Origin of the sequence: Qipengyuania algicida, from assembly GCF_009828025.1 — a bacterium.
Lineage (GTDB): Bacteria > Pseudomonadota > Alphaproteobacteria > Sphingomonadales > Sphingomonadaceae > Qipengyuania > Qipengyuania algicida.
Genome location: NZ_WTYA01000002.1, coordinates 88,256 through 101,964, shown reverse-complemented (window position 1 = coordinate 101,964; position 13,709 = coordinate 88,256). Strand labels below are relative to the sequence as shown.

Sequence of the window (13,709 nt, the reverse complement as noted above, 5' to 3'; positions counted from 1 at the left end):
GGCTGGCCTTCCGCCTGTTGGAGTCCATCGCGTCCTGCGGCTTTGCAATTTGCGCAAACCCTGCGTGGGCTTCTGCGGTGGGGACGGGATCTGGGGTTTTTCAACCTTACCAACACGATCCCGTCAATTGTCATGCCGATCTTCGCGCTGACGCTGATCCCGACCTTTGGTTTCCCAGCGATGCTGGCGATACCTGCCGTGCTATCGCTTGTCGCAGCGATATTGTTGACGGTGCTGGCGAGACGCACCGCGTCCCGCCAGTCACTCTTGGCTCAGGGCCGCATGGTCGCCGGGTCGAGCTGTGTTTCCACGACCATGGCGCGGTCTTCGGCATCGTGGGCGATGGCGATCTGGTATGTGCCGTCCGCAATCCGCCAACCGGGCAGCGATGTGTCATAATCGGCAACAATCCGCGGCTCTGCGGTCAATGTCACGCGGCGCGTCTCGCCGGGCTTGAGCGAGAGGCGCTGGAATGCGGCCAGCCGCATCGGTTCACCCGATCCCTTGCGTGTGACATAGACCTGCGCGACATCCGATCCTGCGCGACCGCCGGTATTGGTCACGTCGAAACTGACAGTCAGCGTCTTGCCGCCGGTCACCTGCGGATGAGCGTAGGCAAAGCTCGTGTAGCTCAGGCCATAGCCGAACGGAAACAGCGGTTTTTCGCCCTTCAGCTCGTACCAGCGATAGCCGACGTTCGCGCCTTCGATATAATGGATCGGAAAGATTGGCGGCTGGTATTTTGCCGCATTTTCAGGATCGGCGGTGGCCTTGGCATCGAGTGCCTGAATTCGCGCGTAATCGACCGGCTCGGGGCGCGGGGCCTGTTCGGCTGAACGCGGGAAAGTAATCGGCAAATGGCCTGATGGGTTAACCTTGCCGGTCAGGACATTGGCAATCGCTTCACCCCCGCGCTGGCCGGGATACCACGCCTCGACCACGGCGGGGACCTTGTCGATCCACGGCATCAGCACGGGGCCGCTGGTTTCCAGCACCACAACCGTCTTGGGATTGGCGGATACCACGGCATCGATCAGCGCATCACCGTGATACGGCAGGTCAAGATTGGGCGCGTCAATCGCCTCACTGGTCCATTGTGGCGCAAACACGATTGCGATGTCCGCCTCGGCTGCGGCCTTGCGAGCGCCAGCGACATCACGCTGGTCGGTGAAGGTGATCGTTGCGTTCGGCATCGCCTTTCGCAGCGCCTTGAGCGGCGAGGAATCGTGGTAGGTGATCCGCACGAAGCTGGCCGCCGGGCCGGTTCCGATGGGCACTTCGATGGGAACGCCGCCGACCGAGCGCACTTGGCTTGACCCGCCGCCCGACAGCACTCCGACATCAGCATGACCGCCGATCACCGCGATGCGTTTTGCGTTTGACGCGAACGGCAGCAGATCGCCCTCGTTCTTGAGCAGAACGATACCCGCTTCTGCCGCTTTTTGCGCGACCTTGGCGTGCGCGGAATAATCGATTTTCTGGACCGTCTCGGGCGCAGGCGTGTCGAAAGCGCCGCTTTCGATCAGTCCTGTCAGATAGCGCGCAACCATATCGTCAAGCCGTGCCATCGGCACTTTGCCTGCTTCGACGGCGGCTTTCAGCGGCGCGCCGAAGAATATCTGCTTGTCCAGTTCTTCGCCCGATTCCTGATCGAGTCCGTTGTTGGCCGCCTGCACCGTCGAGTGGACTGCGCCCCAATCGCTCATGACCCAGCCTTGATAGCCCCAGTCATGCTTGAGCACCTTGTTGAGCAGATAGTCGTTCTGGCAGGAATATGTGCCGTTCACCTGGTTGTAGGCGCACATTACCGAGCCTGGATTGCCCTTTTCAATGGCGATCTGGAAGGCGAGCAGGTCACTCATGCGCATCGCGGCATCGCCGATGATCGCGTCGGCCTGAAAGCGCCCGGTTTCCTGCGAATTGAGTGCAAGATGCTTTACCGTCGAAACAATCTTGTTCGATTGCACCCCGGCGATCTGCGCGCCTGCCATGTCGCCGGCGAGCAGCGGATCTTCGCCCAGATATTCGAAGTTGCGTCCGCCCCACGGATCGCGGGTCAGGTTGACGCCGCCCGCCAGCATCACGTTGAAGCGCTTGGCGCGCGCTTCGGAACCGATCATCGCGCCGCCTTCATGTGCGATCTGCGGATCGAAGCTTGACGCTTGCGCCAGGCCCGATGGCATCGCAGTGGCGACATCGCCGGGACGCTGATTGACCTGATTGGCAACGCCCAGCGAGGCATCGGTTTCGCGCACCAGTGGGATGCCGAGACGCGGGATACCATCGATATGACCGGCTGACGGGATCAGTTCATGCGTGGTCTTGCCGTTGGCAAGGGGTGGGAACAGCCCGTGGACCAGCGAGATCTTTTCATCGAGCGTCATTTGCGCGACCAGTTTGTCTGCCTGCTGTCGCGCGGCGGATGGCGCGTTCTGAACCGGCATGCCCGCGGCGGGCGTAGCTGTCGATGGGGCAGGGGACTCTTGCGCCTGCAGCGGGGTGCAGCAGACACCGATCGCCAGAATCGAGGTAAAACCGAGCAGGCGCAACTTCATCACTTTCTCTCCCTTAATGCGTGCCAGAGAGAGGTGTTGCGAGAATGTCGCGCATCGGCAATTCCCTCCCCGTCCGCTTGTGGCACCTTCTTGACAGCGGTTTTTATTGCGCGCAAGTGAACGTTCACAAATTGACGCGCTCAAGCGTCAACAGGGGAGGATTTGATTATGCGCACCGCCAAGCGCCATCTGTTCGCGCGCGCTTTCATCACAGCTTCGACGATCGCCATCGCCACCGGATCGACTGCCGCCTGGGCGCAGGATGCGCAGGCTTCGACGGACACTGACGCCCAGGTCCAGCCGGCACCGGCTCCTGCGGCAACGTCTGATGCGAACAAGGCTTCGACCGGCAACGAAATTATCGTCACCGGTCTGCGCGCCAGCTTGCGCGACTCGATGAATTTGAAGCGCAACGCGCTTGGTGTTGTCGATGCGATTTCGGCTGAAGATATCGGCAAGTTCCCCGACACCAACCTTGCCGAGGCGCTGCAGCGCGTCACCGGCGTGTCGATTGACCGTTCAAACGGCGAAGGGCAGTATGTGACGGTTCGCGGGTTTGGCCCGGCGTTCAACCTTGTCCTGCTCAACGGGCGTGAAATGCCCGCTTCGAATATCGGCCCCGGCACAGAGCCGCCGTCCTCGCGCAGCTTCGATTTTGCCAACCTTGCTGCTGAAGGCATTGCGGCGGTAGAGGTCTACAAATCCGGCCGTGCGGCGCTGCCCAGCGGCGGCATCGGGTCGACGATCAATATCCTCACCCCGCGCCCACTCGACAAGCCAGGCTTCCATGGCAGCCTCGCGGTCAAGTCGGTCAAAGATCATACAAGCGGCGCTGGCTTTGATATTACGCCGGAAGTCTCCGGCATCGTCAGTGACACTTTCGCGGATAACAAGATCGGTATCTTGCTGAGCGGTGCATATCAGCGGCGCAAGGCGAGCCTCGACACCTTCTCCGCAGGCTGGCGCGAAGGCTATCTGGGGTCGGAGAACAACTGGGGCTCTCTCGCGATGCCGGGGGATCCGCGTTATGCCAATATCACCAATCGTCCCGGCCCCAACGATGTTTATCAGGTCACGCAGAATGCTGCCTACAACTTTACCGATATCGATCGTGAGCGAATCAATGGCCAGGCGGTATTGCAGTTCCGTCCGGTGGATTCGCTGACCGCGACTCTCGATTACACCTATTCGCAGTACACCGTCGACGCGCGGACCAATTCGATCGGTGTCTGGTTCAACCACAACGATACCAGCAGCGCATGGACCGATGGTCCGGTTGCGGGTCCGCTGTTCTATTCCGAGCATTTTCAGCAGAACGAGAACAAGGATCTCGCGATCACCGGAAGTCTCACCAAGAACCGCAACATCAACCGTTCGTTGGGCGGCAATATCAAGTGGCAGGGCCCGGCAGGTTTCCGGCTTGAGGTTGATGCGCATCATTCGACTGCGGAAAGCAAGCCCACGTCGCCGTTGGGCAGCAATGTGGCGCTGGGCACGGCCATCTATGGCGTTGAAGACCAGACGATCGACTATACTACCCCCATGCCGGTGATGTCGGTTTCAATGTATCCCGGGTCGGCGATTACTGCCGCGAACATCCGTCCGTCGGGCAACGCGTTCTACAACGCCTACATGCGCGACCGGATCAATCAGCTTTCGGTGCGTGGCGGATTCGATTTCGACACCAACTTCATCGAAAGCCTCGATTTCGGCGTCACGCTGACCGACAATGCCGTTCGCACCGCCTATGGCTATCTTCAGAACGATACCTGGGGTGGCACGCTCAGCGCGGCCGACACGCCTGACAGCTTTTTTATCCCGGCGAGCGTTCCGGGCAATCTGGGCAATATGAATGGAGGTCAGGCTCCAGGCATTCTGCCGACCTATTTTCAAATCGATACGCTGGGCCTCACCAATTACCTTCAGGATCAGCTGGGCATTTGCAGCAGTCCGGTTTCTGGGACGCCTATCGGCGGTGACAATTGCCTCGCAGAATATTCGGTCGACAACAACATTCGCGAAAAGACTCTGGCGCCCTACGCCCAGGTCAGCTTCAAGTTCGACATCGGCAATATGCTGACCCATTTCCGGGCCGGGGTGCGTTACGAGCGGACCAAGACGTCAAGCACGTCGCTGTCGCCGGTTTACACCGGCACATATCTATTGTCCTACAACGAGATCGGCGTGCTGCAATCGGCCGATACGCAGTTCACCACCTTAAGTGGTGAGTATCATAACTGGCTGCCGGCGATCGATTTCGATATCTCGCCGGTCCGCAACGTGACCCTGCGCGCATCCTACAGCCACACGATTACGCGGCCGAACTATGCCGATATGAACGGAAGTTTCACGGTCAACTCGCCGGCGCGTATCAACGGCGGCAGTACCGCTGGTTCGGGTAATCCAGGGCTTCTGCCGTACAAGTCGAAGAACATCGATCTGTCGGCTGAGTGGTATTACGGACCGTCGAGCTATCTGTCGGTGGGATATTTCCACAAGCAGGTAAGCGACTTCATCGGGACGCAGTTCACCAATTCGACGTTGTTCGGGCTATCCAATCCCGGCCAGGGCGCGATTTTCCAGGAAGCGGTCGCGGCTTTGGGTGCGGGTGCCCCGTTCGCGGCGCGTACCGATCCGGCCGATCCGATGGGTATTCTCGACTATGTCGTCGCGAATTATCCGGGCGCAGTGTTCTATAACAACGGCACGCCGGTGGGTATCATCGGGCAGGCGGGCGATCCGTTGCTCGACTTTACCATCACGCAGCCGGGTAATAGCGATCAGGTCGCCAATATTTCCGGCTGGGAGTTTGCCCTTCAGCACAACTTCTGGAACACCGGCTTCGGCACGATCCTGAACTACACGGTCGTCAACAGCGACAAGACTTATGACAACGCCTTGCGCTATACGGCCACGCAATTTGCGATCACCGGGGTCAGCGACAGCGCCAACGCTGTTCTGTTCTATGAAAAGAACGCTATCCAGGCGCGTATTGCCTATAACTGGCGTGCTGCCTTCCTGTCGGGCTATAGCACTGATCCGTACTATACCGATGCCTATGGGCAGTTCGACGTCAGCGCCAGCTACGACATCTCGTCTGCCTTCTCGGTATTCATGAACGGCATCAACATCACCAACGCCAATCGCCGCGGCCATATGCGTAATGACAACAATGTCACCTTCGCGGCTCCGGGCTACTCGCGTTACAGCCTTGGCTTGCGGTACAAGTTCTGACGCCTAGAGTTCACCCCTGCGCACCGCACATCGCACCCGGTGCGCAGGGGTGACGCTGCATTGCGGGGGAGTCGGTGAGCGTAAGCGGACAGAAGAATGCTGGCGCGCCGGATAGGGAGCCTCCGATCCGGCGTGTGGTGGTTGTCGGCGGTGGCACGGCCGGATGGCTCGCCGCTTGTCTGATCGCCTCACGTGTCGATGCAGCATGCAACGACCCTGTCTCCGTCACCCTAATCGAATCCCCCGACATACCGACAATCGGTGTGGGGGAGGGGACCTGGCCGACCATGCGCGGCACTCTGGAGAAGATCGGGTTTGCCGAAGCCGATTTCCTTGCTGCGTGCAGCGCGTCTTTCAAGCAGGGTACACGCTTCGATGGCTGGGCTACCGGTGGAGCGAATGACCGCTATTACCATCCTTTTACAGCTCCATACGGTGCTGATCGCGATGCAGTAATGCGCTGGGCCAGTGCGCCCGGCACCGCAGGCTTTGCGGCTTCGGCAAGCGCTCAGCCTGCCATTTGCGAGCGTAACCTCGCCCCGCGACAAAGGCAGATGCCGGATTATGCCGGGGCGCTCAATTATGCCTATCACCTTGACGCGGGAAAGTTTGCGCACCTGCTGGCCCGGCATGGAGTCGAGCGGCTCGGGATCACGCATGTCAGCGATCATGTCACCACTGTAGAGCGCGGAGGCAGCGGGATGATCGATGCTGTTGTCACCCGCGATACAGGGCGGATCGAAGGCGATCTGTTCCTTGACTGTACCGGCGCGGCAGCCTTGCTGATCTCGGGCGAGTACGAAGTGCCCTTCGAAGATGTCGGTGGCATCCTTTTCAACGATCGCGCGCTCGCCATTCAGGTTCCCCAACTGGAGGACGCGCCGCTCGCTTCTCAGACCAATGCTACCGCGCATCAGGCGGGCTGGATCTGGGATATCGGTCTTCCGGAAAGGCGCGGTGTGGGTTGCGTCTATTCGTCACGCCATGTTGAAGAAGGGCAGGCACGAGAGATATTGGATGCCTATCTGGCAGCCACTGGCGGAACAGGTTCCGCAAGCGCACAGGAAGCCCGTCTGCTCTCGTTTCGCTCAGGTTATCGGGAGCGCTTCTGGGAAGGTAACTGCCTTGCGATCGGTCAGTCGGCGGGGTTCCTGGAACCTCTGGAAGCCTCCGCCATCGTGATGGTTGAGCTGGGAGTGGAGGCGCTACTTGAGGATTTCCCCCGGGACCGCGCCGCACTCGTGCCCCGCGCCAGGCGATTCAACGCGCTTATGCGTTACCGCTGGGCACGCATCGTCGAATTTCTCAAGCTCCATTATATTCTCAGTCGCCGGATCGATCCCTATTGGTGCGATCATCGCGATCCGGATACCATCCCGGCGCGTCTGGCCGAATTGCTCGACCTGTGGCACGATCGTCCGCCGCTTGCGGCAGATTTTTCTGCCATAGACGAGGTGTTCCCCTCGGCGAGCTGGCAGTATGTCCTCTATGGTATGGGCTTCGTACCGCCGCTCGCATCGCCGATGCGCCATTCTTCTCCCGGTGCTGTGCGCGCCCTCGCTGCCCAACGCGACCAGCGAGAGCGCAGCCTGTTGGCAAGTCTTCCTTCAAATCGCGCCTATTTCGATGCATTGGGGACACCCCCGGAACGACAGAAAGTTACCACTCACTGATGTCCAGCCACGCCATCCTGACCGCCGAAGACCATCGCGACCTGCGGGTGCGCAGCGAAGCCGCTGCCGATCTCGGCGATGCTGTCATGGGCTGCCTTACCTTTCCGGACGAATTCCGCCGGGTGCAGGGTGAATTCCCGATCCTGTTCCGCCTCAATCCCGAGCGCGATAGTTTTACCGCATTGGCGATGTTCGGGCTTGAGGACGGGGAAAACCTCTTTCTTGGCGAGAGCGGCTGGACGGCCACCTATCGGCCCCTGGCTTTGTCGATCCAGCCATTCCTCGTCGGACGCGATGCCTCCGGCGACGGGCCGGGGCAGGTGCATATCGATATGGCGAGCCCGCGTATTGCGCACAGCGATGCCGATGGCGTGCGGGTTTTTGACGAGGATGGCCAGCCGACCCCCTATCTCGAACAAGTCGCATCGATGCTCGGCGAACTCGACGAGGGATACCGCGCCAGCGCAGCGTTCTTCGACGCGTTGAAACGGCATCAACTGCTTCAGCCCATGGCATTCGAAGTGCCGGTGGAGGGCGGGGCGACAAACCGCCTCGTCGGCTATCACGCGATCGATGAAGAACGTTTGCGCTCGCTCGATAGCGTCGCCTTGGCCGAATTGCATGAGGCAGGTCACTTGATGCCGATCTTCATGGCACTGGCCTCGCTGGGTCACCTTGCGACGCTTGCCCGGCGCAAGGTGCAGCGGATGGACCGTGGCTGAGGCCGATCCCGACATTGCGGTGCAGGCAGCGCCGATAGCCGAGCGAGAGATCGCCGGGGCAGGCCCGCTCGATGAAGCCGTGCGCGGGGCGCGCGAACCCTTTGTTGTTCGTGGCTTGGTCGCGGATTGGCCGTTGGTCAGGGCCGGTCTGAATTCAGCCGACGATGCGCGTGCTTACCTGCTGCGGAAGCGGCGCGATGTGCCGTTTACCGTCTCGCTGGGCGAGAGCGGGGCCGGAGGCCGGCTGTTCTACGACGATTCCATGGGGATGAACTTCCGTAGCGGTCGCGGGCGGCTCGACGACATTTTCAGCCAGATGGCGGTGCGCGAGAACGATCCCGATTGCCCGGCGGTCTATCTCGCGTCGATCGATACGCGCCAGTTTTTTGACGGTCTGGACGAGGATCACCCGATCCCGCTCGGCGACCGCGATCTGCTCAAGAGTATCTGGATCGGAACGCGCACGCGTATCGCTGCGCACAACGACTTCCCTGACAATCTCGCCTGCTGTGCGGTGGGACGACGGCGCTTTACCCTGTTCCCGCCAGAGCAGTTCCGCAATCTCTACCTCGGACCGGTCGACAACACTCCGGCAGGCAGGGCGATCAGCATGGTCGATTTCCATGCTCCTGACTTTGCGCGCTTCCCAAGGTTTCGCGAAGCGCTCCAGCACGCTCAAATTACCGAGCTGGAGCCAGGCGATGCGCTGTTCATCCCGTCGATGTGGTGGCACCATGTCGAAGGTCTTGCCCCGTTCAACGTGCTGATGAATTACTGGTGGCGCGACACACCGCGCTGGCTGGGTCAGCCGCAGGATGCGCTTAACCACGCAATGCTCTCGATCCGCGACCTGCCACACGAAGAAAAGCGTATCTGGCGCGACCTTTTCGATTATTACGTGTTCGAAAATGACGAAGCGGTGACTGCGCACATTCCTGAAAAGGCCCGCAGCGTGCTCGACCGACTGACACCGCAAAGCGCATCGCGAATACGCAATTTCATTCTACAGCAGCTTGGGAAGGGCTGATCGCCATGCAGGTTGCACAAAGGATCGTGGTTGCCGGTGGGGGCACCGCTGGCTGGATGACTGCCGCAGCGCTGGCGCGGACGTTGGGCAAGACTGTCGCGATCACTCTCGTTGAATCCGATGCCATCGGTACTGTGGGGGTTGGCGAATCCACCATTCCGCCCCTGGCAAATTTTAATCGCGTGCTCGGCATAAGCGAGGCCGATTTCATGCGTGCGACACAGGCGACCTTCAAGCTGGGTATCCTGTTCGATGGCTGGCGCGACGGGACCGACCGCTATTTCCATTCATTCGGGGTGACCGGACGCGATCACTGGTCGGCAGGCTTTCAGCACTTCTGGATGCACGGGAAGACGCAGGGGCGTGACGAGCCCTATGACGATTATTGCCTCGAACTCGTCGCAGCGATGGCGGGCAAGTTCGCGCATCTGCCCAATGAGCGGATGAATTACGCCTACCAGCTCGATTCCACGCTGTATGCGCGCTTCCTCAGGACCATGGCCGAAGGCGATGGCGTGACGCGAATTGAAGGGAGGATCGACGAGGTCGAACTCGATGGCGAAAACGGCCACATCGCAGCCCTGCAGCTGGACAGCGGTAAGCGGATCGAAGGCGATCTGTTCATTGACTGCACCGGGTTTCGTGCGCTCTTGATGGAAGGCGCCTTGCACGCGGGTTTCGACGACTGGACGCATTACCTGCCGTGCGATTCAGCGATTGCAGTCCAGACCGACAATATCGCGCCGCCGGTACCGTTTACGCGTGCAATGACGCATGATGCGGGCTGGCAATGGCGCATCCCGCTGCAACACCGCACCGGTAATGGTATCGTCTATTGCAGCGGCTATCTTGACCACGACGCTGCGGAGGAACGCCTGCTTGGCAATGTCGAGGGCGCGGTCAGGACCAAGCCCAACCGGTTAAGGTTCCGCGCCGGAGCAAGGCGCAAGCAATGGTATCGCAACTGCATCGCCATAGGTCTGGCAGGCGGGTTCATGGAGCCGCTGGAATCGACCAGTATTCACCTGATCCAGCGCGCGGTTCTGCGGGTAATCCGGATGCTCCCGGCTGGCCGCATCAGCGAGCGCGACGTGGCTGAATTCAACGAGCAGCAAATGACCGACATGCTGCAGATCCGCGATTTTCTGGTGCTCCATTACGTCGCGACCGAAAGGCGCGACAGCCCATTCTGGAGATTGTGCGCCGACCTGCCGATCCCCGATACGCTTGCGCAGAAGATCGAATTGTTCCGCGAAACCGGGCGGGTGTTTCGCAAGAATGAGGAATTATTCGCCGAAAACAGCTGGGTTCAGGTCATGATGGGGCAGGGGATCATTCCGCAATCCTACCATCCCGTGGCGGGCAAGCTGTCCGAGGATGAACTGACGCACCTGCTCGGTGGATTGCGGCAGGATGTTGCACACACAGTCGCCTCTCTGCCCGCGCATGGCGATTATGTGGCGCGGTATTGCGGCGCCAGCCAGGCTGAGGCGGCCTGATGGCGAAGCGCAAGGGATCGGTCACGATCAGGCACGTGGCCGAGGATGCAGGGGTCTCGCACCAGACCGTCAGCCGGGTCATCAACAAGCAACCAAACGTCCGACCGGCGGTCAAGGACAAGGTTCTGCGTTCGATCGAGAAGCTGGGCTATGTGCCCTCGATCGCTGCGCAGCGCATGGGCGGGTCGCGATCCTATCTCATCCTCGCACTGAACGATCGCACGCGCACAATCGAGGATTGGCAGCTAAGGCAAGGCACCGACTGGATCGATCAGATGCTTTATGGAGCGGTGATGGGCGGGGAGCCGTCCGGTTATCGCCTGGTCGTGGAACTCATCGATACCCATGCCGATCATGTGGAGCGCGAGATTTCGGCAGCGCTTGCCGCTCTTTCGCCGGATGGGGTCATTCTTACGCCGCCTCACTCGCAGAACAATAAGATCCTCGATCTGCTGGAGGATCGCGAGATTGCGGTGGCCCGGATTGGGGTGGATGACGACAGGCCCGGCATTATGCTCACCATGGATGACGAACGCGCCGCCCGACTAGCGACCGAGCATCTTGCCGAGCTTGGCCACCGTAGCATCGGCTTTATTGCCGGGTCGCCAGAGTATGCAATCAGCAGCTGGCGTGTGGATGGCTGGCGCAAGGCGATGGAATCGCTTGGCTTCGAGCATGGCGGTTTGCTCGAATGGGGCGATTTCAGCGCTGAGTCCGGTCATGCAGCGGCAGGTCGACTGTTCGACCGCGGTGAGCGCGTGACCGCAATCATCGCCAGCAACGATCAGATGGCATTGGCCACCCTGCGCGAAGCCAATGCGCGAGGGCTGGCCGTCCCGCGCGACCTCTCTCTGGTGAGTTTCGACGATACACCGATGGTGAGACTGGCTGTTCCACCCCTGACCGCGATCGACCAGCCGATTGCCGAGGTTTCGGCGGAAGCGATCCGCCTGCTGATCGAAGCCAAGGCGGGTAAGCCACAAAAATCCAAGTCCACGGAGCCGATTGTTATTCCAGCACGCCTTACGCTGCGTCACTCGACTGCCGCGCCTGGGAATGCCGTACCGCAAGAAAGCTGACTTTCGAGAGGTCCGGCTTCCCCGAACTGCAGCCGGAACCACTGCCGAGGTTAAGCGTCTCAAGGAAAAGTTTCTCTGAGCCACTTGTTTTGTTCGTTCGAACGAACTAGTTGGCCCCGCGTGACTCATACCAGCCTTCTTGAAACCGCCATCAGCGAATTTGGTGCCAAGGGCATCGAAGGCGCTTCGACACGCGAAATCGCGGCGAAGGCCGGTACTGCCATGTCTTCGATCACCTATCACTTCGGTGGCAAGGAAGGGCTGTATGTTGCCGCCGCCAAGCATATCGCAGTCGGCATGAGTATGGTGGTCGAAGGGCTGGATATCGACGGTGTGATCGCCGGGCGCGACCCGGCTGAAGCGCGCCAGCTCATCGAACAGCTTTTGCAAAGGTTTGTCGAAAAGGTCAGCCGGTCGGCCAACGAGGCGCTTTTTATCGTGCGCGAGCAAATGAACCCGACCGAAGCCTTCGACTACATTTACGATGGCCCGATGGGAAAGATGTGGCGCAAGCTGACCGAGCTGGTGTGCATCGTAACCAATAGCGATGATCTGCGCCAATGTCGGATCATCGCGATGACATTGATTGGTCAGGCGATCGCCATTCGTGCCTCACGTGCCAGTTTCGAACGTTTGCTGGGCGCTACTCTCGCCGACGCTGACGTTCTCGACCAGGTCAAGGCGGTCATCATCGCCAACGCCAACGCCATTCTCGACATTCACTCCAGACACGAAAAGACTTCAGCATGAGTTCTGCAAGCGATTCCGAAAATCGTGATGACACCACCGCGCAGGACGCATCTCACGATGCAGACCAGTCGCAGACCAATGATACTGAACAGGGTGGCGATTCCGGCGAAGGCAAGAGCAACGGCAAGAAGCCGCTGTTCCAGCGTCGGGGTTTCTGGATCATCCTTGTCATCGTGGTGGCGGTGCTGCTGATCGGAGGAATTCTGTATTACCTTCACGCACGCCAGTATGAATCGACCGACGATGCGTTTATCGATGCGCATATCGTGAGGCTCGCGCCGCAGGTGGCAGGGACGCTGGAGAAGGTCGCGCAGGTCGACAACCAGCACGTCAAGGCCGGGACATTGCTCGCAGTGATCCAGCCCAGCGGACCGGAAGCGCAACTGGCTGAAGCAAAAGCCAATGCCCGCCAGGCAGAAGCGCAGGTCGATCAGGCACAGGCCCAGGTCGAATCCGCGATCGCGGCACGAAATCAAGCGGCGTCGCAGGCGCTCGCACCTCAGGCCGAGGCTGCCAAGGCTGCCAAGGAGCTCGCCCGCTACAAGCACCTCCTCGCCCTCGATCCGCAGGCGGTTGCCGGCCAGCAACTCGATCAGGCGCAGGCCCAGGCACGTTCCACCGCCGCACAGGCGGCAGCTGCCCAACGCAGCGTCGCCTCCGCCAACGCTCAGATCACGGTGGCGCGGCGTCAGGTGCAGGCGGCACAGCAAATCGTTGCCGCGCGCAAGGCCCAAATCCAGCAGGCGCAGGTCACGATGGGCGATCTGGAACTGCGGGCGCCGGTTGCCGGTCAGGTCGTCAACCGCAGCGTCAATGTCGGTTCCTATGTGGCGCCGGGCACGCAGCTTATGGCGATTATTCCCGAACACATCTGGATCACCGCCAACTTCAAGGAAACGCAGCTTCAGCACATGCGGGTGGGGCAGCCGGTGTCGATCACAGTCGATGCCTTTCCGGACGTGAAATTCGTCGGCCATGTGGAATCGTTTCAGCACGGTGCAGGTCAAGCGTTCTCCTTGCTGCCGCCACAGAACGCGACCGGCAATTACGTCAAGGTCGTTCAGCGTGTGCCGGTACGGATTTCCTTCGATACCAAGAACGGTCCCGATCCCAGCAAATACCCGATCGGTCCGGGAATGTCGGTCGTCCCGACCGTAAAGGTTCGCTGAT

9 protein-coding genes are annotated in these 13,709 nt (G+C 60.4%); 8 read left to right on the top strand and 1 reads right to left on the bottom strand.

Going from position 1 to position 13,709, the window contains the following annotated elements:
* Window positions 1-272: 272 nt before the first annotated feature.
* Window positions 273-2,555, bottom strand: coding sequence for a beta-glucosidase (locus GRI58_RS02845; RefSeq protein WP_160752062.1), 2,283 nt, complete (start codon window positions 2,553-2,555; stop codon window positions 273-275).
* A 168-nt stretch (window positions 2,556-2,723) separates the two neighbouring features.
* On the opposite strand from GRI58_RS02845, the gene GRI58_RS02840 reads away from it, so the two are divergent.
* From GRI58_RS02840 to GRI58_RS02805, 8 genes are all read left to right on the top strand, one after another.
* Entirely contained in the window at window positions 2,724-5,789 is a 3,066-nt protein-coding gene (locus GRI58_RS02840; protein WP_160752061.1) for a TonB-dependent receptor, read from the top strand.
* Between the two features lie 74 nt (window positions 5,790-5,863).
* Window positions 5,864-7,462, top strand: a complete 1,599-nt coding sequence (locus GRI58_RS02835) for a tryptophan halogenase family protein (protein ID WP_337190869.1) — start codon at window positions 5,864-5,866, stop codon at window positions 7,460-7,462.
* Window positions 7,462-8,184 (top strand): SapC family protein, encoded by a 723-nt coding sequence (locus GRI58_RS02830; protein ID WP_160752060.1) that lies wholly within the window; start codon window positions 7,462-7,464, stop codon window positions 8,182-8,184. Before GRI58_RS02835 ends, GRI58_RS02830 begins: the two co-directional genes overlap by 1 nt.
* Entirely contained in the window at window positions 8,177-9,211 is a 1,035-nt protein-coding gene (locus GRI58_RS02825; RefSeq protein WP_160752059.1) for a cupin-like domain-containing protein, read from the top strand. The genes GRI58_RS02830 and GRI58_RS02825 overlap by 8 nt, the downstream gene beginning before the upstream one ends.
* 5 nt (window positions 9,212-9,216) lie before the next feature.
* Entirely contained in the window at window positions 9,217-10,710 is a 1,494-nt protein-coding gene (locus GRI58_RS02820; protein WP_160752058.1) for a tryptophan halogenase family protein, read from the top strand.
* On the top strand, window positions 10,710-11,789 hold the full coding sequence (locus GRI58_RS02815) for a LacI family DNA-binding transcriptional regulator (RefSeq protein ID WP_160752057.1): 1,080 nt from the start codon (window positions 10,710-10,712) through the stop codon (window positions 11,787-11,789). Before GRI58_RS02820 ends, GRI58_RS02815 begins: the two co-directional genes overlap by 1 nt.
* 120 nt (window positions 11,790-11,909) lie before the next feature.
* Complete coding sequence (locus tag GRI58_RS02810; protein WP_337190868.1) at window positions 11,910-12,539, top strand: CerR family C-terminal domain-containing protein; 630 nt, start codon at window positions 11,910-11,912, stop codon at window positions 12,537-12,539.
* Window positions 12,536-13,708: an HlyD family secretion protein gene (locus tag GRI58_RS02805; RefSeq protein ID WP_160752056.1), complete on the top strand. Its 1,173-nt coding sequence runs from the start codon at window positions 12,536-12,538 to the stop codon at window positions 13,706-13,708. Before GRI58_RS02810 ends, GRI58_RS02805 begins: the two co-directional genes overlap by 4 nt.
* Window position 13,709: the final 1 nt, after the last annotated feature.